Raw genomic sequence first — 19,446 nt, 5'->3', positions numbered from 1 at the left:
ATCAGATAATGAACAGCTCGCTTTCGCGCCTCGGTATTTCTCTATTGGCCGCCATGTTGTCGCCAGTACTGCTGGCCGCTGACCTGCAAGGCCTCGATGTAGCGGCTTTGCCCGGCGGCAAGGTTGAGCTGAAACTCGCCTTTGATGAGCCCATTGTGGCGCCCCGGGGTTACACCATCGAGCAGCCGGCGCGCATTGCTCTGGATCTTCCCGGGGTGGCCAACAAGCTGGGTAGCAAGAACCGTGAGCTCGGCGTTGGTAATGCGCGCAGCGTCACTATCGTCGAAGCGAAAGACCGTACTCGATTGATCGTCAATCTAGCGACACTCGTGCCTTACAGCACGCGTGTTGAGGGTAACAATCTCTTCGTCATAGTCGGTGAGGCAGCCGTCGCCGGTCAGCAAGTTGCTAGTGCCGCTCCTGTGGTAGCCCCTGTCGCAGCTGCGCCCGTTAAGACTTTTGCAGCGACCGGAAAGGCGATCAGCAATATCGATTTCCAGCGCGGCGATCAGGGCGAGGGCAATGTTGTCATCACCCTGTCCGACCCAACTGTGAGCCCGGATATTCAGGAGCAGGGTGGCAAGATCCGCCTCGATTTCTCCAAGACCCAGCTTCCTGAATCTCTGCGTGTCCGTCTTGATGTGAAGGACTTCGCGACCCCCGTTCAATTCGTCAGTGCCTCTGGCTCCTCGGGGAATGCGAGTATCACCATCGAGCCCACTGGCTATTACGACTACCTGGCGTATCAGACCGATAACAAGCTTACCGTCAGCATCAAGCCACTGACGCAGGATGATGTCGAGAAGCGCAAGAGCGAACGTTTTGCCTACTCCGGTGAGAAGCTGTCGCTGAACTTCCAGGACATCGATGTGCGTTCGGTGCTGCAGTTGATCGCCGATTTCACCGATCTCAACCTGGTGGCCTCGGATACCGTTCAAGGCAATATCACACTGCGTCTGCAGAATGTGCCCTGGGATCAGGCGTTGGATCTCGTCCTGAAGACCAAGGGCCTTGATAAGCGCAAGGTCGGTAACGTACTGCTGGTTGCGCCGGCAGACGAGATCGCTGCGCGTGAGCGCCAGGAACTTGAATCTCAGAAGCAGATTGCCGAACTGGCACCACTGCGCCGTGAGCTCATTCAGGTGAACTATGCCAAGGCCGCAGACATCGCCAAGCTATTCCAGTCTGTCACCAGCGGCGACGAGACTGCTGGCAGTGATGAGCGTGGCTCCGTTACTGTTGATGATCGTACTAACAGCATCATTGCCTATCAGACTCAAGATAAGCTAGACGAGCTGCGACGTATTGTGGCCCAGCTGGACATTCCGGTTCGCCAAGTAATGATTGAGGCCCGTATTGTTGAAGCTAATGTGGACTATGATAAATCGCTCGGTGTGAACTGGCGTGGTGCCCGTGTTGGTGACAATAATTTTGTTATCGGCGGGGATGGGGGTAACCGGGTCGGCGGCGGAAATACCAGTCCCAATACTGCCCTAGGAACGTTTGTTGACATGGGGGTCTCTAATGCTAGCTCCTCCATTGGTATTGGTTTCGTAACAGACAATACGATTCTCGATCTCGAACTCTCTGCGATGGAGAAAACCGGTAATGGCGAGATCGTATCTCAGCCCAAGGTAGTCACCTCCGATAAAGAGACTGCGAAGATATTGAAAGGGGCCGAGATTCCCTACCAGGAAGCCAGTTCAAGTGGCGCGACTACCGTGTCGTTCAAAGAGGCTGCGCTGTCCCTTGAAGTGACACCTCAAATCACGCCAGACAACCGCATTATCATGGAAGTCAAGGTGACGAAGGATGCCCCGGACTTCTCCCGGCAAGTCAATGGCGTTCCCCCTATCAACAAGAACGAGGTCAATGCAAAGGTTCTGGTAAGCGACGGCGAGACGATCGTGATCGGCGGTGTCTTTTCCAATACGCAAACCAAAACGACTGACAAGGTTCCCTTCCTTGGCGATCTTCCCTACCTGGGACGTATGTTCAAGCGTGACGTGGTGGAAGATAGTAAATCCGAGCTGCTGGTCTTCCTCACCCCGCGTATCATGAACAACCAGGCTATTGCGGTGAGTCGCTGACATCAGTGCGTAATTTGATCCTCGTTGGCCCGATGGGAGCTGGAAAGAGCACCATCGGGCGTTTGCTTGCCAAAGAACTGCGCCTGCCCTTCAAGGATTCCGATAAGGAAATCGAGCAGCGGACGGGCGCGGACATCCCCTGGATATTCGATGTCGAGGGCGAGCAGGGCTTTCGCGATCGCGAGCAGTCGATGCTGGAAGAGCTCTGCCTCGCTGATGGGGTGGTAGTTGCGACCGGTGGCGGTGCTGTCTTGCGCCCTGCCAATCGGGAAGCGCTTAGGGGTGGCGGCCGCGTGGTCTATCTGCACACCTCGGTGGAGCAGCAGATCGACCGCACTTCCCGCGACCGCAACCGGCCTTTGCTGCGCACTGCTGATCCAGGCCGAGTGCTGCGCGACCTCATGGCTATCCGCGATCCCCTCTACCGCGAAATCGCTGACATCATCATCGAGACCGACGAGCGGCCGCCGCGCATGGTGGTGCAGGAGATACTCGAACGATTGCAGGCACTGCCACCCCGTTAAAGCAGGGGCGGAACTGCGCTATCCTAGTGCCCTTTTCATAGCGGGGGCCCCATGCGGACACTTCAGGTCGATCTTGGCGAGCGTAGTTATCCCATCCATATCGGCGCTGGCCTGCTGTCGCAGGTCGAGCTTTTCGCGCCCCACATCGCCGGCAAGCAGGTGGCAATCGTCACCAACGAGACCGTCGCCCCGCTCTACCTCGAACAGCTGACCCGCACGCTTTCCGCCTACAAGGTGCAGCCGATCGTGCTGCCCGATGGCGAAGCCTTCAAGAACTGGGAAACCCTGCAGCTGATCTTCGACGGCCTGCTCACGGCGCGTCATGACCGTCGTACCACCATCATTGCCCTGGGTGGTGGGGTGATCGGCGACATGGCTGGCTTTGCGGCGGCCTGCTACCAGCGCGGCGTCGACTTCATCCAGGTGCCCACGACGCTGTTGTCCCAGGTGGATTCCTCGGTGGGTGGCAAGACGGGTATCAACCACCCGCTGGGCAAGAACATGGTCGGTGCCTTCTACCAGCCCCAGGCGGTGATCATCGATACTGCGACGCTGCGCACGCTTGCGCCGCGCGAGCTCTCCGCCGGCCTCGCCGAAGTGATCAAATACGGCCTGATCTGCGATGAGCCTTTCCTGCCCTGGCTGAAAGAGCACATGCCAGCCCTGCGCAGCCTGGAACAGGAACCCCTGACCGAAGCCATCGAGCGGTCCTGCGCCGCCAAGGCGCGTGTAGTGGGTGCCGATGAGCGCGAGTCCGGCGTGCGTGCCACCCTCAACCTCGGCCATACCTTCGGCCACGCCATCGAGACCCACATGGGCTATGGCGTCTGGTTGCATGGCGAGGCGGTTTCGGCCGGTACGGTGATGGCCCTGGAGATGTCCCGGCGCCTGGGCTGGATCAGCGAAGAGGAGCGTGATCGTTCGATCCGCCTGCTGCGCGATGCCGGCCTGCCCATCGTGCCGCCGGAGGAAATGACGCCTGCGCAGTTCCTCGAGCACATGGCAGTTGATAAGAAGGTCCTCGACGGTCAGCTGCGCCTGGTGCTGTTGCGCGCGATCGGCGAGGCCGATGTGACGGCGGATTACCCGCGAAATATTCTGGACGACACCCTGAGCGCGGACTACCGCGCCCTGGCTGACCAGCTTGGAGAGTAAAAAGAGTCCCATGACCAGCCTGCACGCCGATGAGGCCTTCCTGGCCCACTACCAATTCACCCACGACCCCTTCGCCGCGCGGGTACCCGGCTTCAAGTTCTATCCCGCCCAGCGCAAGCCGGTGCTGGGGCAGCTGCATCACCTGGCCCGCTACAGCCAGCTGCTGCTGGTGGTGACCGGTCCCCAGGGCAGCGGCAAGACCCTGCTGCGCCAGGCGCTGGTCGCCAGCACCAACAAGCAGGCGGTGCAAAGCGTGGTGATATCCGCCCGTGGCGCAGCCGAGGCCGGTGGCCTGATGCGTTTGGTCGCCCAGGGGGTGGGTGTGGCGCAGACCGACTCGCGCTCCATCCTTGCCCAGGTCGGGCAGCTGGCGCTGACCGGCCAGGAGGTCTACCTGCTGGTGGACGATGCCGAAGAACTCGACGATGCAGGCCTCGACAACCTGCTGGCACTGGCTGCGGGCAACAGTGAAGCGCGCCCGCACGTGTTTCTCTTCGCTGATTCCAGCCTGCTGCCGCGCCTGGAACTGCTGGCCGATGGTGAAGAACGTTTCCACGCCATTGAACTTCTGCCCTACAGCGAGGACGAAACCCGCGAATATCTGGCGCAGCGGCTCGAGGGCGCCGGACAGGGGATTGAGCTGCTGACCGAAGAGCAGATCGAGGACGTTCATCTGCAATCCGGTGGTTGGCCCGGCGGCATCAATCAGTCCGCTCGTGAACTGTTGGTCGAGGCCATGCTCGCCGAGCGGGGGGCCTCGCGCAAAGGAGGGTTCAGCTTGAATCTACCGAAGAAGCACCTGCTGGCACTGGGGGTCGTCGCGATTGGCGTGGTTGCGGCCTTGGCGATGCAGAATCGCTCGGATAGCCCGGCTTCCAACCAGCCCACCACTGCGCAACTGCCCATGGGGCAGCAGCCGGCACCCGCTGCTGAAGCGCCCGCTGGCCAGGCCCCGGCGCCGGGCGGTGCACCTGCCGTCGAGTTCGCCGGCTCCTCGCAACCGCTGCCGTTGCCCCTAGTGGGCGAGGCCCAGCCGGTGATCCGTGAACCGCTGGCCCAGGCCGCTGGCCAGGATGATCTCGATGACGGCGGTGCCCAGCCCGGTTCTCAGGCGACCATCCCGCCGACCGTCACCACGGTAGCGCCGCCCGTTGGCGCCGTTGCAGGTGCCGCTCCGGCCGTGCCGCCGGCTCCGGTGATTACCCAGCAGCCAGCGGCGGTCAAACCTATCCAGCCGATCGCCACGGCGCCGACCTCGGCTTCGTCCGCACCTGCTGCGGTTCCGGCAGCACCTGCGAAGCCCGCCGTTGCGGCCACCCCGCCCGCCAAGCCGGCCGAGAAGCCTGTCGCAGTCAAGCCTGCTGCCGCGCCGACTGTGGCCAGCGCCGGCACCGCATCCGCCGGTGCAGGTGATGGTTGGTACCGCTCCCAGGCTGGCGGCCACTATGCCGTGCAGATTCTCGGCACCAGCTCCGAAGGCAGCGCCAAGGCGTTCGTCCAGCAGAATGGCGGCGAGTACCGTTACTTCAAGAAGGTCCACCAGGGTAAACCGCTGTACGTCGTCACCTACGGCAACTTCGCCAGTCGCAACGCCGCCCAGGCCGCGATCAAGGGCCTTCCCGCCAAGGTCCAGGCCGGCAAGCCCTGGCCCAAGAGCTTCGCCAGCATCCAGCAGGAAATCGCCCGCTGACAGTGGGCGTCCCCTCCCTCCCGCCTCCGTGACCGGAGGGTCGATAGCACGACCTTCCGGTCTAATCCTTCTGTTTGGCGACATAAACTTTCATTAGATCGTCGTGAAGATTTGTGACGAGCCAGGTGGATATGTACAATGACCTCCCTTTTGCCTGCGCAAAGCTGGCGCCTAGTCCTGCGCGTGTGGTAAGTGGTTGAACTACAAAGCAATTTTGCCTTTTTAACAAGGCAGTTCCTGGTGAGAGTTCCCTATGAAAGCAGGTCTGTACCATCCTGATGAGTTCAAGGATAACTGCGGTTTCGGCTTGATCGCCCATATGCAAGGCGAGGCAAGCCACCATCTTTTGCAAACCGCTATCGAAGCACTGACCTGCATGACCCACCGCGGCGGTATCAACGCCGACGGCAAGACCGGTGACGGTTGCGGCCTGCTGATCCAGAAACCCGATCTGTTCCTGCGTGCCACGGCCAAGGCCGAGTTCGCGGTCGAACTGCCGGCTCAATACGCCGTCGGCATGGTCTTCCTGAACCAGGACCAGGCCCGCGCCGAAGCCGCCCGTGCCAACATGAACCGCGAGATCGAAGCCGCCGGCCTCACGCTGATCGGCTGGCGCAAGGTGCCTACCGACACCAGCGTCCTCGGTCGCCTGGCGCTGGAGCGCCTGCCGCAGATCGAGCAGGTGTTCATCGGCGGTGAAGGCCTCTCCGACCAGGAAATGGCCATCAAGCTGTTCAGCGCCCGCCGTCGTTCCTCGGTGGCCAACGCCGACGACAGCGAGCACTACATCTGCAGCTTTTCGCACAAGACCATCATCTACAAAGGCCTGATGATGCCGGCCGACCTGCAGCAGTTCTACCCGGACCTGGGTGACGAACGCCTGCAGACCGCCATCTGCGTCTTCCACCAGCGCTTCTCCACCAACACCCTGCCGAAGTGGCCGCTGGCGCAGCCCTTCCGCTTCCTCGCCCACAACGGCGAGATCAACACCATCACCGGCAACCGCAACTGGGCCCTGGCCCGTCGCACCAAGTTCGCCAACGACCAGCTGCCCGATATCGACGAGCTCGGCCCGCTGGTCAACCGCGTCGGTTCCGACTCCTCCAGCATGGACAACATGCTCGAGCTGATGGTCACCGGCGGCATCGACCTGTTCCGCGGCCTGCGCATGATCATTCCGCCGGCCTGGCAGAACGTCGAGACCATGGACGCCGACCTGCGTGCCTTCTACGAATACAACTCCATGCACATGGAGCCCTGGGACGGCCCCGCCGGCGTCGTGCTGACCGACGGCCGCCACGCCGTCTGCCTGCTCGACCGCAACGGCCTGCGCCCGGCCCGCTGGGTCACCACCAGCAACGGCTACATCACCCTGGCGTCCGAGATCGGCGTCTGGGACTACAAGCCCGAGGACGTGATCGCCAAGGGCCGCGTCGGCCCGGGCCAGATCCTCGCTGTGGACACCGAGACCGGCCAGGTCCTGACCACCGACGACATCGACAACCGCCTCAAGTCGCGCCACCCCTACAAGCAGTGGCTGCGCCAGAGCGCCGTGCGCATCCAGGCCAAGCTCGACGACGACCATGGCGTGGCCAGCTACGACAGTGACCAGCTGAAGCAGTACATGAAGATGTACCAGGTCACCTTCGAGGAGCGTGATCAGGTCCTGCGCCCGCTCGGTGAGCAGGGTCAGGAAGCCGTCGGCTCCATGGGCGACGACACCCCGATGGCCGTGCTCTCGCGTCGTGTGCGCTCCACCTACGACTACTTCCGCCAGCAGTTCGCGCAGGTCACCAACCCGCCGATCGACCCGCTGCGCGAAGCCATCGTGATGTCCCTGGAAATCTGCCTGGGCGCCGAGCGCAACATCTTCTCCGAGTCCCGCGAGCACGCCACCCGCGTGATCCTCAGCAGCCCGGTGATCTCCCCCGCCAAGTGGCGTGCGCTGATGAGCCTCGACCGCGAAGGCTTCGAGCGCCAGGTCATCGACCTCAACTACGACGAGTCCGTCGGCCTCGAAGCCGCCGTGCGCAACATCGCCGACCAGGCCGAAGAAGCCGTGCGCTCCGGCAAGGTGCTGCTGGTCCTCACCGACCGCCACATCGCCCCCGGCAAGCTCCCGGCCCACGCCTCCCTGGCCGTTGGCGCGGTGCACCACCGCCTGACCGAGAAAGGCCTGCGTTGCGACTGCAACATCCTGGTCGAGACCGCCACCGCGCGTGACCCGCACCACTTTGCCGTCCTGGTGGGCTTCGGCGCTTCCGCCGTCTACCCCTACCTGGCCTACGAAGTGCTGGCCGACCTGATCCGCACCGGCGAAGTCCTGGGCGATCTCTACGAAGTCTTCAAGCACTACCGCAAGGGCATCTCCAAGGGCCTGCTGAAGATCCTCTCGAAGATGGGCATCTCCACCATCGCCTCCTACCGCGGTGCGCAGCTGTTCGAAGCCGTCGGCCTGTCCGAGGAAGTGGTCGAGCTCAGCTACCGTGGCGTTGCCAGCCGCATCAAGGGTGCGCGCTTCGTCGACATCGAGGCCGAGCAGAAGCTGCTCGCCAATGAGGCCTGGAACAACCGCAAGCCGATCCAGCAGGGCGGCCTGTTGAAGTTCGTCTACGGCGGCGAATACCACGCCTACAACCCCGACGTGGTGAACACCCTGCAGGCCGCCGTGCAGCAGGGCAACTACGAGAAGTACAAGGAATACGCCGCCCTGGTGGACAACCGCCCTGTGTCGATGCTGCGCGACCTGCTCAAGGTGAAACTCGCCGAGCAGCCGCTGTCCCTGGATCAGGTCGAGCCGCTGGACGCCATCTTCAAGCGCTTCGACGCGGCCGGCATCTCCCTCGGCGCCCTGTCGCCGGAAGCCCACGAGGCCCTGGCCGAGGCGATGAACCGCCTCGGCGGCCGCTCCAACTCCGGTGAGGGCGGTGAAGACCCGGCGCGCTACGGCACCGTGCGCAGCTCCAAGATCAAGCAGGTCGCCACCGGCCGCTTCGGCGTCACCCCCGAGTACCTGGTCAACGCCGAAGTGCTGCAGATCAAGGTCGCCCAGGGCGCCAAGCCCGGCGAAGGCGGCCAGCTGCCCGGTGGCAAGGTCAACGGCCTGATCGCCAAGCTGCGCTATGCGGTTCCCGGCGTGACCCTGATCTCGCCGCCGCCGCACCACGACATCTACTCCATCGAAGACCTGTCGCAGCTGATCTTCGACCTCAAGCAGGTCAACCCCAAGGCGCTGGTCTCGGTGAAGCTGGTGGCGGAAGCCGGTGTCGGCACCATCGCCGCCGGCGTGGCCAAGGCCTATGCCGACCTGATCACCATCTCCGGCTACGACGGCGGCACCGGCGCATCGCCGCTGAGCTCCATCAAGTACGCCGGCAGCCCCTGGGAGCTCGGCCTCGCCGAAACCCACCAGACCCTGCGCGGCAACGACCTGCGCGGCAAGGTCCGGGTACAGACCGACGGTGGCCTGAAGACCGGCCTCGACGTGATCAAGGCCGCCATCCTCGGCGCCGAGAGCTTCGGCTTCGGCACCGGCCCGATGGTCGCCCTGGGCTGCAAGTACCTGCGCATCTGCCACCTGAACAACTGCGCCACAGGCGTCGCCACCCAGAACGACAAGCTGCGCAAGGACCACTTCATCGGCACCGTCGAGATGGTCACCAACTACTTCACCTACGTCGCCGAAGACACCCGCGAGTGGCTGGCCAAGCTCGGTGTGCCGAGCCTGGGCGCGCTGATCGGCCGTACCGACCTGCTGGAAATGCTCCCCGGCGAGACCGAGAAGCAAGGCCACCTGGACCTGTCCCCGCTGCTGGGCAGCGACAAGGTCCCGGCCGACAAGCCGCAGTTCTGTGAAGTCGAGAAGAACCCTCCGTTCGACCAGGGCCTGCTGGCCGAGAAGATGGTCGAGATGGCCAAGGCTGCCATCGACGCCAAGAGCGGCGCCGAGTTCGCCCTGGATATCTGCAACTGCGACCGTTCCATCGGTGCCCGTGTCTCCGGCGAAATCGCCCGTGTGCACGGCAACCAGGGCATGGCCAAGGCGCCGATCACCTTCCGCTTCAAGGGCACGGCGGGCCAGAGCTTCGGCGTGTGGAACGCCGGTGGCCTGAACCTGTACCTCGAAGGCGACGCCAACGACTACGTCGGCAAGGGCATGACTGGCGGTAAGCTGGTCATCACCCCGCCCAAGGGCAGCCCGTTCAAGACCCAGGAGTCGGCCATCATCGGCAACACCTGCCTGTACGGTGCCACTGGCGGCAAGCTGTTCGCCGCCGGCACCGCAGGTGAGCGTTTCGCCGTGCGCAACTCCGGCGCCCACACCGTAGTGGAAGGCACCGGCGACCACTGCTGCGAATACATGACCGGCGGCTTCGTCTGCGTCCTCGGCAAGACCGGCTACAACTTCGGCTCGGGCATGACCGGCGGCTTCGCCTACGTGCTCGACCTGGACAACAGCTTCGTCGACCGGGTCAACCACGAACTGGTGGAAATCCAGCGCATCAGCAACGAGGCGATGGAGGCTTACCGCAGCCACCTGCAAAGCGTGCTGGCCGAGTACGTCAAGGAAACCGAAAGCGAGTGGGGCGCCCACCTGCTGGAGAACCTGGACGACTACCTGCGCAAGTTCTGGCTGGTCAAGCCCAAGGCCGCGAACCTGGCGTCGCTGCTCTCCAGCACCCGAGCCAACCCGCAATAACAAGCAGCCCAAGCCGCGAGCCCGAGCGTGATGCACGCCGGGCCCGCTGGCTAACCGTGATGAGTCTTGCAGCTTGCAACTTGTAGCTTGCCGCTGCTGTTAAGAGGTTTTTCAAATGACTGAACGTCTGAACAACGACTTCCAGTTCATCGAGGTCGGGCGCAAGGATCCGAAGAAGAAGCTGCTGCGTCAGCGCAAGCGCGAATTCGTCGAGATCCATGACCTGTTCAAGCCGCAGCAAGCGGCTGACCAGGCGCACCGTTGCCTCGGTTGCGGCAACCCCTATTGCGAGTGGAAGTGCCCGGTGCACAACTTCATTCCGAACTGGCTGAAGCTGGTTTCGGAAGGCAATATCCTGGCCGCCGCCGAACTGTCCCACCAGACCAACACCCTGCCGGAAGTCTGCGGCCGCGTGTGCCCGCAGGACCGCCTCTGCGAAGGTGCCTGCACCCTCAACGACGGTTTCGGCGCGGTCACCATCGGCTCGGTGGAGAAGTACATCACCGACACCGCCTTCGCCATGGGCTGGCGCCCGGACATGTCCAAGGTCAAGCCCACCGGCAAGCGCGTCGCCGTCATCGGTGCGGGCCCGGCCGGCCTCGGCTGTGCCGACATCCTGGTGCGCAACGGCGTGACCCCGGTGGTGTTCGACAAGAACCCCGAGATCGGTGGCCTGCTGACCTTCGGCATTCCCGAATTCAAGCTGGAGAAGACCGTCCTCAGCCGCCGCCGTGAAGTTTTCACCGGCATGGGCGTCGAGTTCCGCCTGAACACCGAGATCGGCAAGGACGTCACCATGCAGCAACTGCTGGATGAGTACGACGCCGTGTTCATGGGCATGGGCACCTACACCTACATGAAGGGCGGCTTCCCGGGCGAAGACCTGCCGGGCGTGCACGACGCGCTCGACTTCCTCATCGCCAACGTCAATCGCAACCTTGGTTTCGAAAAGGCGCCGGAAGACTTCATCGACATGAAGGGCAAGCGCGTCGTCGTCCTCGGCGGCGGCGACACCGCGATGGACTGCAACCGCACCTCCATCCGTCAGGGCGCCAAGTCGGTGACCTGCGCCTACCGCCGCGACGAAGAAAACATGCCCGGCTCGCGCAAAGAGGTGAAGAACGCCAAGGAAGAGGGCGTGAAATTCCTCTTCAACCGCCAGCCCATCGCCATCGTCGGCGAAGACAAGGTGGAAGGCGTCAAGGTGGTCGAGACCCGTCTCGGCGAGCCGGACGCCCGTGGCCGTCGCAGCCCCGAGCCGATCCCGGGCTCCGAGGAGATCATTCCGGCGGAAGCCGTGCTGATCGCCTTCGGCTTCCGCCCGAGCCCGGCTTCCTGGTTCGAGCAGTTCGACATCAGCATCGACAGCCAGGGCCGTGTGGTCGCCCCCGAGCAGAACCCGTTCAAGCACCAGACCAGCAACCCGAAGATCTTCGCCGGCGGCGACATGGTCCGCGGTTCCGACCTGGTGGTGACGGCGATCTTCGAAGGCCGCAACGCTGCCGAAGGCATCCTCGATTATCTGGGGGTCTGAGCCTGAAGCCTGAAGCCTGAAGCCTGAAGCCTGAAGCCTGAAGCCTGAAGCTGGAAGGGGCGTAGGGTGGATGCCGCTCTTTGCATCCACCGGCGGTGCCGACCCGGGCTCCGTTGCGGTGGACCGGTGAAGCGTGGTCCACCCTACGATCCGAGCTGAGGAGCAGTCACAAGCGGCAAGCTTCAAGCTGCAAGTTGAGCCCGCTTCAACTCGGGCTTGTGGCTTGTAGCTTGTAGCTCCTCGCCGCGACATTCTGTCGCTATAGACAAAAGGCACGGCACCCGCCGTGCCTTTTGCGTTGGGCTTTGCGAAAATGCCCGCACTTTTTCGTTGGACACTGCCATGACCGTCTTGAAGAACGACCGTTTCCTCCGCGCCCTGCTCAAGCAGCCCGTTGATGTCACCCCCGTCTGGATGATGCGCCAGGCCGGTCGTTACCTGCCGGAATACCGGGCCACCCGCGCCAAGGCCGGTGATTTCGTCAGCCTGATGAAAAATCCCGAGTTGGCCTGCGAAGTCACCATCCAGCCGCTGGACCGCTACCCGCAGCTGGACGCGGCGATCCTCTTCTCCGACATCCTCACCATCCCCGACGCCATGGGCCAGGGCCTGTACTTCGAGACCGGCGAAGGCCCGCGCTTCAAGAAGGTGGTCAGCAGCCTGGCCGACGTCGAGGCCCTGCCGATCCCCGATCCCGAGCAGGACCTGGGCTACGTGATGGACGCCGTGCGCAACATCCGCCGCGAGCTCAACGGCCGCGTGCCGCTGATCGGCTTCACCGGCAGCCCCTGGACCCTGGCCACCTACATGGTCGAAGGCGGCTCCAGCAAGGACTTCCGCAAGTCCAAGGCGATGCTCTACAACGATCCCCAGGCCATGCACGCCCTGCTCGACAAGCTGGCGAAATCGATCATCGCCTACCTCAACGGGCAGATCCTCGCTGGCGCCCAGGCGGTGCAGATCTTCGACTCCTGGGGCGGCAGCCTCTCGGCGGCGGCCTACCAGGAGTTCTCCCTGGCCTACATGAAGCAGATCATCGATGGGTTGATCCGCGAGCATGACGGGCGTCGCGTCCCGGTGATCCTGTTCACCAAGGGCGGCGGCCTGTGGCTGGAATCCATGGCTGACAGCGGCGCCGAGGCCCTGGGCCTGGACTGGACCTGCGACATCGGCAGCGCCCGCGCCCGCGTCGGTTCCAAGGTCGCCCTGCAGGGCAACATGGACCCGGCGGTGCTCTACGCCAACCCCGCCGCCATCCGCGCCGAGGTGGGTCGTATCCTCGCCGCCTACGGCCAGGGCAGCGGCCAGGTGTTCAACCTCGGCCACGGTGTCACCCCGGAAGTCGACCCGGCCAACGCCGGCGCCTTCTTCGAGGCCGTCCACGAGCTGTCGGCGCAGTACCACCGCTGAGTGGCACTCGCCCATGAAAAAGGCCGCTGATGCGGCCTTTTTCCTTTCAGTTCACCTTGATCAGTTCCGCCCTGCGGTCCTCGGGGATCTGGTCGATGGTGAGTAGCGTCAGGTCCTTGCCGCCGGCCTGGCCGACCAGTTGGTTGCCCAGGTCCGCCGCGGTGTTTTCCGGCAGCTTGTACATCGCGCCGGTCAGTGGGTCGACGATCAGCATGCCGATCAGGCCGCCGAACAGCAGGTTGCCCCAGTACCAGCCGTTGAGGCTCGAGTTCAGCTTGATCTCCTGGTCGGCGAAGCCTTCCTTCTTGAAGGCGATGGTGTAGTTGGCCTTCTTGAAGTAGCCGCGGCCGGACTTCAGCGTCACCGTCCCCGGTGTGGTGCCGCTGTGGATCACGTTCCCCGTGCTGTCCTTGATCTCGAAATTCGCCCCCACCGGCGTGCTGCTCACCGATACCGGATAGGCACTGTCACTGACGATGCTGGCGCACCCGGAAAGCAGCGTGGTGGAGAGGGCGAACGAGAGAAACAGGTTCCTTTGGAAGTTGCGCAAGATCAGCTCCTTGTCGTCTTGGCGTATGCCCGGGCCCTGATGGCTTTTCGCGTTGCGCGTGGGCCGCGGCACTATACGAAGGTGGCAATTTGATGTCATCTGCGCCGTTCATCGACAAGGAGCGCCTATCTCCGTAGTGCTCAGGAAAGGCGGATATCGCTTATCCCCAGCAGCTCGGCCTGCTGGATCACCTCTTCCTCGGTGGCGTCCGCCGGCGGCATCAGCAGGCTGTTCTCGGCATCGGCGAAGTGCAGCACCAGCAGGTGCATGGCGGCTTCCCCGGGGGCGGGCCGCCGGTCCAGTTCCAGCGCGTGGTGTCGCGGTTCGTTGTGGAAGCGGTAGTGAAGGGTGAATGTGTGCTGGGGCATGCCGGGTCTCCTCGAGGGCTGGGTCGGTCTCGATTGAGTTGACTTTTAGGTCAGCTAATTCGTTCAGGGCATTTCCCGCGCCCATGAAAAAGGCCGCTTGCGCGGCCTTGTTCAACAGCAGCAACGCCTTACTTGACGTTGGCGATGGCGCCCTTGAGGGCTACGCCGGCCACGAAGGCACCGGCGTGGCACTCATACTTGGCGGCGTCCTTGTATTCCTTTCTCTTGTAGTTGCTGGCGATGTCCACCACCGCGTTGGCGCCGGCCGCCTTGGCCGCGTCCTGCAGGCGGATCAGGGCGGACTGCAGCACCCAGCGGCAGGCTTCCTCGTCGCTCTTGTTGAAGGCGTTGGTCTTCTGGTTGGTGGTGATGTTGGGGTTGATCACCGTCACCTTGCCGGCCGGGGTGTTGCCGGCCAGGTAGAACTTCACGCTGCCATCCAGGCGACCCGCTTGCACGGCCTCGGTGACCACGGTGTTGAAGTCGAGGTAATGCACGGTATCGCGGGCCTGGCTGATACCGGGCAGAACAGCGGCGGACAGTACAGCAACAGCGGTCCAGGTCTTGAGGCTCATGGTGTCTCCTTGACGGTCTTGTTGGGATATCGGTTGTTTTCTGCTCAGCGCCAGCGACGGAAGATCAACGAGGTGTTGACCCCACCGAAGGCGAAGTTGTTGTTCATCACGTACTCGTTGCTCATCTGCCGGGGCTCGCCGCGCAGGTAGTCGAGCTCGCCGCAGGCCGGGTCCACGGCATCCAGGTTGAGGGTGTGGATGTACTGGTCGCTGTTCATCATCTCGATGCTGAACCAGGACTCCAGCGCGCCGCAGGCGCCCAGGGTGTGGCCGAGGAAGCTCTTCTGCGAGCTGATGGGCATGCGCGCGCCGAACAGGCTGCTGGTGGCCAGGGATTCCGCCACGTCGCCCTGCTCGGTGGCGGTGCCGTGGCCGTTGACGTAGCCGATGGCCTCGGGCGCCAGGCCGGCGTCCTGCAGGGCCAGTTCCATGGCGCCGCGCATGGTCGCCTGCTCCGGCTTGGTGGTGTGCTGGCCGTCGGCGTTGCAGCCGAAGCCGACGATCTCGGCGTGGATCTTCGCGCCACGGGCCAGGGCGTGCTCCAGTTCTTCAAGCACCAGGATGCCGGCACCTTCGCCGATCACCAGGCCGTCGCGGCCGCTGTCGTAGGGGCGCGGCGAGGTGTGCGGGGCGTCGTTCTTCAGGCTGGTGGCGTAAAGCGCGTCGAACACCATCGCCTCGGTGGGGCAGAGCTCTTCGGCGCCACCGGCGAGCATCATCGGCAGGCGGCCGAACTTGATCGCCTCATAGGCATAGCCGATGCCCTGGCTGCCGCTGGTACAGGCGCTGGAGGTGGGGATCAGGCGGCCCTTGAGGCCGAAGAAGATGCTGATATTGGCCGCCGCCGTGTGCGGCATCATGCGCACGTAGGAGTTGGCGTTGAGGCCGTCCGCCACCGAGTTCAGCAACATGTTGCCGAAGGCCTTGATCTCGTCGGTGCTGCCGGTGGACGAACCACAGGCCACGCCCATGCGCCCGTCCTGGATCATCGCGTCACCCGCCAGCCCGGCATCGGCCAGGGCCCGTTCCGCCGCGTAGACCGCCAGCTTGGAAACACGGCCCATGCTGCGCATCTGCTTGCGGGTCCAGTGCGAGGGGGTGGCGAAGTCGTCGATGGGGCCGGCCAGGCGGGTGTTCAGCTCGGTGAAACGGTCCCACTCGTCCATGCGGCGGATGCCGCTGCGGTTGCCCAGGAAGTTGGCCGAGATGCCGGCCCAGTCGTTGCCCAGGGAGGTGACGCCGGCCATGCCGGTAATGACGACGCGTTTCATCAGCACAACCCACCATTAACAGCGAGGACCTGGCGGGTGATGTACCCCGCCTCCTCGGACATCAGGAAATTCACGGCGCCCGCCACTTCCTCCGGCGTGCCCATGCGCTGGGCCGGGATCATCTTGAGGATCTCCTCCACCGGCACCTGCTCGTCGAGGATCTCGGTGTCGATCAGCCCCGGGGCCACGCAGTTGACGGTGATGCGGCGCTTGCCCAGCTCGATGGCCAGGGCCTTGGCGGCGCCGATCACGCCGGCCTTGGAGGCGCTGTAGTTGACCTGGCCACGGTTACCGATCAGCCCCGAGACCGAGGTGATGCACACGATGCGGCCCGGCTTGCGGCGGCGGATCATCGGCATGCACAGCGGGTGCAGCACATTGTAGAAACCGTCCAGGTTGGTGCGCAGCACGCTGTCCCAGTCCTCCTCGGTCAGTGCCGGGAAGGCGCCGTCGCGGGTCAGGCCGGCATTGCACACCACACCGTAGTAGGCACCGTGGACTTCGACATCGCCCTCCAGCTGATCGCGGCAGGCGGCGCGGTCGGACACGTCGAACTGCAGCACCCGGGCATGGCGGCCCAGGGCCTCGATCTCGGCTTTCACCGCCTCGGCCTCATCGCGGCGCGAGCGGCAGTGCAGCACCAGGTCGAAGCCGGCGCGCGCCAGGCGCAGGGCGATGGCGCGGCCGATGCCGCGGCTGGAGCCGGTGACCAGGATGGTCTCGCTCATTGTTGGGGTTCCTCCAGGTAACGGGCCACCTGCGGCGGGCGGAAGACATTGAGACGGGCGAAGGCAGCGATGCCGGGCCCGTCCAGCTGGCATTCGAAGACACCCATGCCGTTGTCGTCCTGCAGCGTCCGGGTGGCGCGGATATGCAGCTCGACGCCGGCCGGGAAGCGGTCGACGTCGCATTGAAAGTTGCGGGTGCCGAGCAGGAAGCCCAGCTCCACGGGTTGTCCCGCCTGGCGTGCCTGGCAGCCGGCGTAGGCGGCGATGCTCTGGGCCATCAGCTCGACGCCGACCCAGGCCGGCAGGCTGCCGTCGTCCTGGCTGAACAGCCCGGGGCGCACGGTGGCGGTGGTTTCCACGTCCTCGTCGCCGAAGCGCAGCACGCGGTCGATGAGGATCATGTCCCCGGCGTGGGGGACCAGCTCGGCAATCGGCCAGTCGTTCATGGCGCATCTCCGATGATCAGGCTGATGTTGCTGCCGCCGAAGGCGAAGGAATTGCTCATCAGCCGGCGGCCGCCGGCTTTCTCCAGCGCGCCGCCGTGGCGCACCAGGTGCAGCGCGGGCAGCTCCGGGTCGGCGTCGCCGTCCCACAGGTGCGGCGGCAGCAGGCGGTCGCGGTTGTGTTCGCTCAGGGCCAGCCAGCAGAAGGCCGCCTCCAGCGCGCCGGCGGCGCCCAGGGTATGGCCGGTCAGCGGCTTGGTGGACGACACCGGCACCCCGGCCGGGAACAGCGCGGCGGTGGCCTGGCTCTCCATGGCGTCGTTGTGCGCAGTGGCGGTGCCGTGCAGGTTCAGGTAGTCGATGCCCTCGGCACAGGTGCCGGCGTCGGCCAGCGCCTGACGCATGGCGCGCTGGGCGCCGATGCCGCTGGGCTCGGGGGCCGAGATGTGGTGCGCGTCGGAGCAGGCGCCGGCACCCAGCAGGGCGATGGGGCCCGGCTCGCGGTCCAGCAGGAACAGCGCTGCGCCCTCGCCGATATTGATGCCGTTGCGGTTGCGCGACAGCGGGTTGCAGGGCTCGGCGGAAACCGCCTCCAGGGCGCTGAAACCATTCAGGGTCAGGCCGCAGAGGGAATCCACGCCACCGCAGATCACCGCGTCGCACACGCCCAGGGCCAGCAGCCGGCGCGCGCTCATCAGGGCGCGGGCACTGGAGGTGCAGGCGGTGGAGATGCAATAGGCCGGGCCGCGGGTGCCCAGCCAGGCGGCGAGGAAGGCCGCCGGTGCGGCCAGTTCCTGCTGTGGGTAGCGGTAGTCGTCCGGCAGGGTGCCGCTGCGCAGGTGCTCGCCGATGCCTTCGCTGGCTTCCTGGATGCCCGAGGTGCTGGTGCCGAGGACAATGCCCACCCGGTCCAGCCCATGGCGCTCGATGGCGGCGCGCAGTTGCGGCTCGATCTCCAGGGCGGCGGCCAGCAGCAACTGGTTGTTGCGGCTCTGGCAATCCTCCAGCCCGGCCGGCATGGCCGGCAATTCGCCGGGCACGGCACCGATGCTCAGTTCGCGCTCGGCGACCCAGCCACCCTGGCGGCGCATGCCCGAGGCGTCGCCGGCGAACAGCGCGTCGGCCACTGCCTGCTTGCCCTGGCCCAGGGCGCAGACCAGGCCCAGGGCATTGAGATTGGTGGTCATCGGGGTTCCTCGTCGAGGGCGGTGATTCGGTAGTGCGGGCCGTCGCGGCGCTGCAGGTCGAAGTCCAGCGGCGCGCGGTAGGCGATGCTCCAGCGTCCGGCCAGCTCGCGCCGGCCATCGGTGGCGATGCGTTGCTCGATACCGGCGTAGGCCGGTTGCAGCGCCTCGACCGGGGCCAGGGCGTAGAGCAGCGCGGCGAAGAGTTCGCGGGCCTCGTCGTTGGGCGGCAGCAGGCCGTCGTTGCGCCAGCTGCCGTCCTGCAGCAGCTGGCGCGACAGGGGCACGCCCAGGGGGTCGAACAGCGACCAGCGCAGTGCCGGCCCTTCGGCCTGCACCACCAGCAGCCAGTCACGCACCTCGCCGTCGGCCTGGCGCTGCACCTGCAATGACTGCGGCAGCTCCAGCCTCGGCGGCCGCTCGGGCACCGGCGTACGCGCCGCGCAGGCGGCGAGCAGCAGGCACAGGCCGGCGAGCAGCAGGCGTCTCATCGGCCGTCATTCTCCAGGGGCTTGCGTGCCACGGCGTTGACCAGGGTCTCGTTGCGCTGGCCGGGCGGCGGCGGGTTGCGCAGGCCCCAGCGCTCCAGCAAGCCGAAGTCGGCGGAGCGGCTCCACCACAGGTAGGGGTAGGACACGTTGCGCGGCTCGAAGGCGAAGCCCTGGCCGCGCAGCATCTCCAGGTATTCTTCGGCGGTGCGCTGCACGTGCATCGGGTGGCGGAACAGCCAGCGGATCACCCAGGTGTCGATGTAATAGCGGGTGGACTCGGCGAACAGCAGGTAGCCGCCCGGCTTCAGCACCCGCCAGAACTCGGCCAGGGCGCGCTCCTGCTCCACCAGGTGATGGAAGGTCTGGTGGCAGAAGAGAAGGTCGACGCTGGCGTCCGGCAGGGCGATCTCGGCGCAGTCGCTGCTCACCAGTTGCACTTCCAGGCCCAGGCGCTCGGCCTCGGCGCGGGAGCAGTCGAGGCTGTGCGGGTCGGCGTCGAGGCCGATCATCCGCGCGGGGGCGAACGCCGCATTCAGCAGGCCGAAGGACTTGCCCTGGCCACAGCCGGCGTCCAGCAGCACCGGCGCTTCCGGCAGGGGCTCGGCGAACAGGCCCTTGAGGTCGTTGATCGCCACGCGCAGCACGTGGTGCTGCCAGGTGTGGCTCTGCAGGAACCAGAAGCCGAAGCGGGTCTCCTCGACGTAGGTGGCGGCGGCGCGTTCCATGGTCGGCTC

General features: G+C 65.0%; 16 protein-coding genes. 7 read left to right on the top strand and 9 right to left on the bottom strand.

Annotated features, from left to right (window positions below; all coding sequences use genetic code 11):
- The first annotated feature begins 8 nt into the window (after nucleotides 1-8).
- From pilQ to hemE, 7 genes are all read left to right on the top strand, one after another.
- The gene (gene pilQ, locus PI990_RS29145; protein ID WP_271659251.1) at nucleotides 9-2,090 is read left to right on the top strand and encodes a type IV pilus secretin PilQ; all 2,082 of its coding nucleotides are present in this window, start codon (nucleotides 9-11) and stop codon (nucleotides 2,088-2,090) included.
- A gap of 5 nt (nucleotides 2,091-2,095) precedes the next feature.
- Nucleotides 2,096-2,614 carry a shikimate kinase AroK gene (gene aroK, locus PI990_RS29140; RefSeq protein WP_081672329.1) on the top strand — a complete coding sequence of 173 codons (519 nt, stop codon included), beginning with the start codon at nucleotides 2,096-2,098 and terminating at the stop codon, nucleotides 2,612-2,614.
- Nucleotides 2,615-2,665: 51 nt separating this feature from the next.
- The gene (gene aroB, locus PI990_RS29135; protein ID WP_184489683.1) at nucleotides 2,666-3,769 is read left to right on the top strand and encodes a 3-dehydroquinate synthase; all 1,104 of its coding nucleotides are present in this window, start codon (nucleotides 2,666-2,668) and stop codon (nucleotides 3,767-3,769) included.
- Between the two features lie 10 nt (nucleotides 3,770-3,779).
- Nucleotides 3,780-5,459, top strand: a complete 1,680-nt coding sequence (locus PI990_RS29130; protein ID WP_184489682.1) for an SPOR domain-containing protein — start codon at nucleotides 3,780-3,782, stop codon at nucleotides 5,457-5,459.
- A 253-nt stretch (nucleotides 5,460-5,712) separates the two neighbouring features.
- Nucleotides 5,713-10,158, top strand: coding sequence for a glutamate synthase large subunit (gene gltB / locus PI990_RS29125; RefSeq protein ID WP_271659250.1), 4,446 nt, complete (start codon nucleotides 5,713-5,715; stop codon nucleotides 10,156-10,158).
- Nucleotides 10,159-10,273: 115 nt separating this feature from the next.
- Nucleotides 10,274-11,692, top strand: coding sequence for an FAD-dependent oxidoreductase (locus PI990_RS29120; RefSeq protein WP_021221336.1), 1,419 nt, complete (start codon nucleotides 10,274-10,276; stop codon nucleotides 11,690-11,692).
- A 342-nt stretch (nucleotides 11,693-12,034) separates the two neighbouring features.
- Entirely contained in the window at nucleotides 12,035-13,102 is a 1,068-nt protein-coding gene (hemE, locus tag PI990_RS29115; protein WP_021221335.1) for a uroporphyrinogen decarboxylase, read from the top strand.
- A 46-nt stretch (nucleotides 13,103-13,148) separates the two neighbouring features.
- Here hemE and PI990_RS29110 read toward each other — a convergent pair whose 3' ends face one another.
- The 9 genes from PI990_RS29110 to PI990_RS29070 all read right to left on the bottom strand — a co-directional run bounded on the left by PI990_RS29110 (nucleotide 13,149) and on the right by PI990_RS29070 (nucleotide 19,437).
- On the bottom strand, nucleotides 13,149-13,652 hold the full coding sequence (locus PI990_RS29110; RefSeq protein ID WP_021221334.1) for a hypothetical protein: 504 nt from the start codon (nucleotides 13,650-13,652) through the stop codon (nucleotides 13,149-13,151).
- A 140-nt stretch (nucleotides 13,653-13,792) separates the two neighbouring features.
- The gene (locus PI990_RS29105; protein ID WP_271659249.1) at nucleotides 13,793-14,020 is read right to left on the bottom strand and encodes a hypothetical protein; all 228 of its coding nucleotides are present in this window, start codon (nucleotides 14,018-14,020) and stop codon (nucleotides 13,793-13,795) included.
- Between the two features lie 128 nt (nucleotides 14,021-14,148).
- Nucleotides 14,149-14,595, bottom strand: a complete 447-nt coding sequence (locus PI990_RS29100; RefSeq protein ID WP_043246358.1) for a hypothetical protein — start codon at nucleotides 14,593-14,595, stop codon at nucleotides 14,149-14,151.
- Nucleotides 14,596-14,639: 44 nt separating this feature from the next.
- A complete protein-coding gene (locus PI990_RS29095; protein ID WP_271659248.1) occupies nucleotides 14,640-15,866 on the bottom strand; it encodes a beta-ketoacyl-ACP synthase in 1,227 nt (408 codons plus the stop codon).
- Nucleotides 15,866-16,594: a 3-oxoacyl-ACP reductase FabG gene (gene fabG, locus PI990_RS29090; RefSeq protein ID WP_271659247.1), complete on the bottom strand. Its 729-nt coding sequence runs from the start codon at nucleotides 16,592-16,594 to the stop codon at nucleotides 15,866-15,868. The genes PI990_RS29095 and fabG overlap by 1 nt, the downstream gene beginning before the upstream one ends.
- Nucleotides 16,591-17,040 (bottom strand): hotdog family protein, encoded by a 450-nt coding sequence (locus PI990_RS29085; protein WP_271659246.1) that lies wholly within the window; start codon nucleotides 17,038-17,040, stop codon nucleotides 16,591-16,593. Before PI990_RS29085 ends, fabG begins: the two co-directional genes overlap by 4 nt.
- Nucleotides 17,037-18,224, bottom strand: coding sequence for a beta-ketoacyl-[acyl-carrier-protein] synthase family protein (locus PI990_RS29080; RefSeq protein ID WP_271659245.1), 1,188 nt, complete (start codon nucleotides 18,222-18,224; stop codon nucleotides 17,037-17,039). Before PI990_RS29080 ends, PI990_RS29085 begins: the two co-directional genes overlap by 4 nt.
- Complete coding sequence (locus PI990_RS29075; protein ID WP_271659244.1) at nucleotides 18,221-18,712, bottom strand: DUF3261 domain-containing protein; 492 nt, start codon at nucleotides 18,710-18,712, stop codon at nucleotides 18,221-18,223. The genes PI990_RS29080 and PI990_RS29075 overlap by 4 nt, the downstream gene beginning before the upstream one ends.
- A complete protein-coding gene (locus PI990_RS29070) occupies nucleotides 18,709-19,437 on the bottom strand; it encodes a class I SAM-dependent methyltransferase (protein ID WP_265169979.1) in 729 nt (242 codons plus the stop codon). The genes PI990_RS29075 and PI990_RS29070 overlap by 4 nt, the downstream gene beginning before the upstream one ends.
- Nucleotides 19,438-19,446 lie beyond the last annotated feature (9 nt).

Source organism: Pseudomonas sp. TUM22785 (genome assembly GCF_028198105.1).
Classification (GTDB): Bacteria; Pseudomonadota; Gammaproteobacteria; order Pseudomonadales; family Pseudomonadaceae; genus Metapseudomonas; species Metapseudomonas solani.
The sequence above is the reverse complement of the archived record's forward strand: the minus strand, read 5'-3'. Positions and strand labels throughout refer to the sequence as shown.

Excerpts from the sequence above, each read along its gene's own strand:
- pilQ (WP_271659251.1), top strand. The coding sequence starts at position 9 with ATGAACAGCTCGCTTTCGCGCCTCGGTATTTCTCTATTGGCCGCCATG.
- aroB (WP_184489683.1), top strand. The coding sequence starts at position 2,666 with ATGCGGACACTTCAGGTCGATCTTGGCGAGCGTAGTTATCCCATCCAT.
- PI990_RS29130 (WP_184489682.1), top strand. The coding sequence starts at position 3,780 with ATGACCAGCCTGCACGCCGATGAGGCCTTCCTGGCCCACTACCAATTC.
- gltB (WP_271659250.1), top strand. The coding sequence starts at position 5,713 with ATGAAAGCAGGTCTGTACCATCCTGATGAGTTCAAGGATAACTGCGGT.
- PI990_RS29120 (WP_021221336.1), top strand. The coding sequence starts at position 10,274 with ATGACTGAACGTCTGAACAACGACTTCCAGTTCATCGAGGTCGGGCGC.
- hemE (WP_021221335.1), top strand. The coding sequence starts at position 12,035 with ATGACCGTCTTGAAGAACGACCGTTTCCTCCGCGCCCTGCTCAAGCAG.
- PI990_RS29105 (WP_271659249.1), bottom strand. The coding sequence starts at position 14,020 with ATGCCCCAGCACACATTCACCCTTCACTACCGCTTCCACAACGAACCG.
- PI990_RS29100 (WP_043246358.1), bottom strand. The coding sequence starts at position 14,595 with ATGAGCCTCAAGACCTGGACCGCTGTTGCTGTACTGTCCGCCGCTGTT.
- PI990_RS29095 (WP_271659248.1), bottom strand. The coding sequence starts at position 15,866 with ATGAAACGCGTCGTCATTACCGGCATGGCCGGCGTCACCTCCCTGGGC.
- fabG (WP_271659247.1), bottom strand. The coding sequence starts at position 16,594 with ATGAGCGAGACCATCCTGGTCACCGGCTCCAGCCGCGGCATCGGCCGC.
- PI990_RS29085 (WP_271659246.1), bottom strand. The coding sequence starts at position 17,040 with ATGAACGACTGGCCGATTGCCGAGCTGGTCCCCCACGCCGGGGACATG.
- PI990_RS29080 (WP_271659245.1), bottom strand. The coding sequence starts at position 18,224 with ATGACCACCAATCTCAATGCCCTGGGCCTGGTCTGCGCCCTGGGCCAG.
- PI990_RS29075 (WP_271659244.1), bottom strand. The coding sequence starts at position 18,712 with ATGAGACGCCTGCTGCTCGCCGGCCTGTGCCTGCTGCTCGCCGCCTGC.
- PI990_RS29070 (WP_265169979.1), bottom strand. The coding sequence starts at position 19,437 with ATGGAACGCGCCGCCGCCACCTACGTCGAGGAGACCCGCTTCGGCTTC.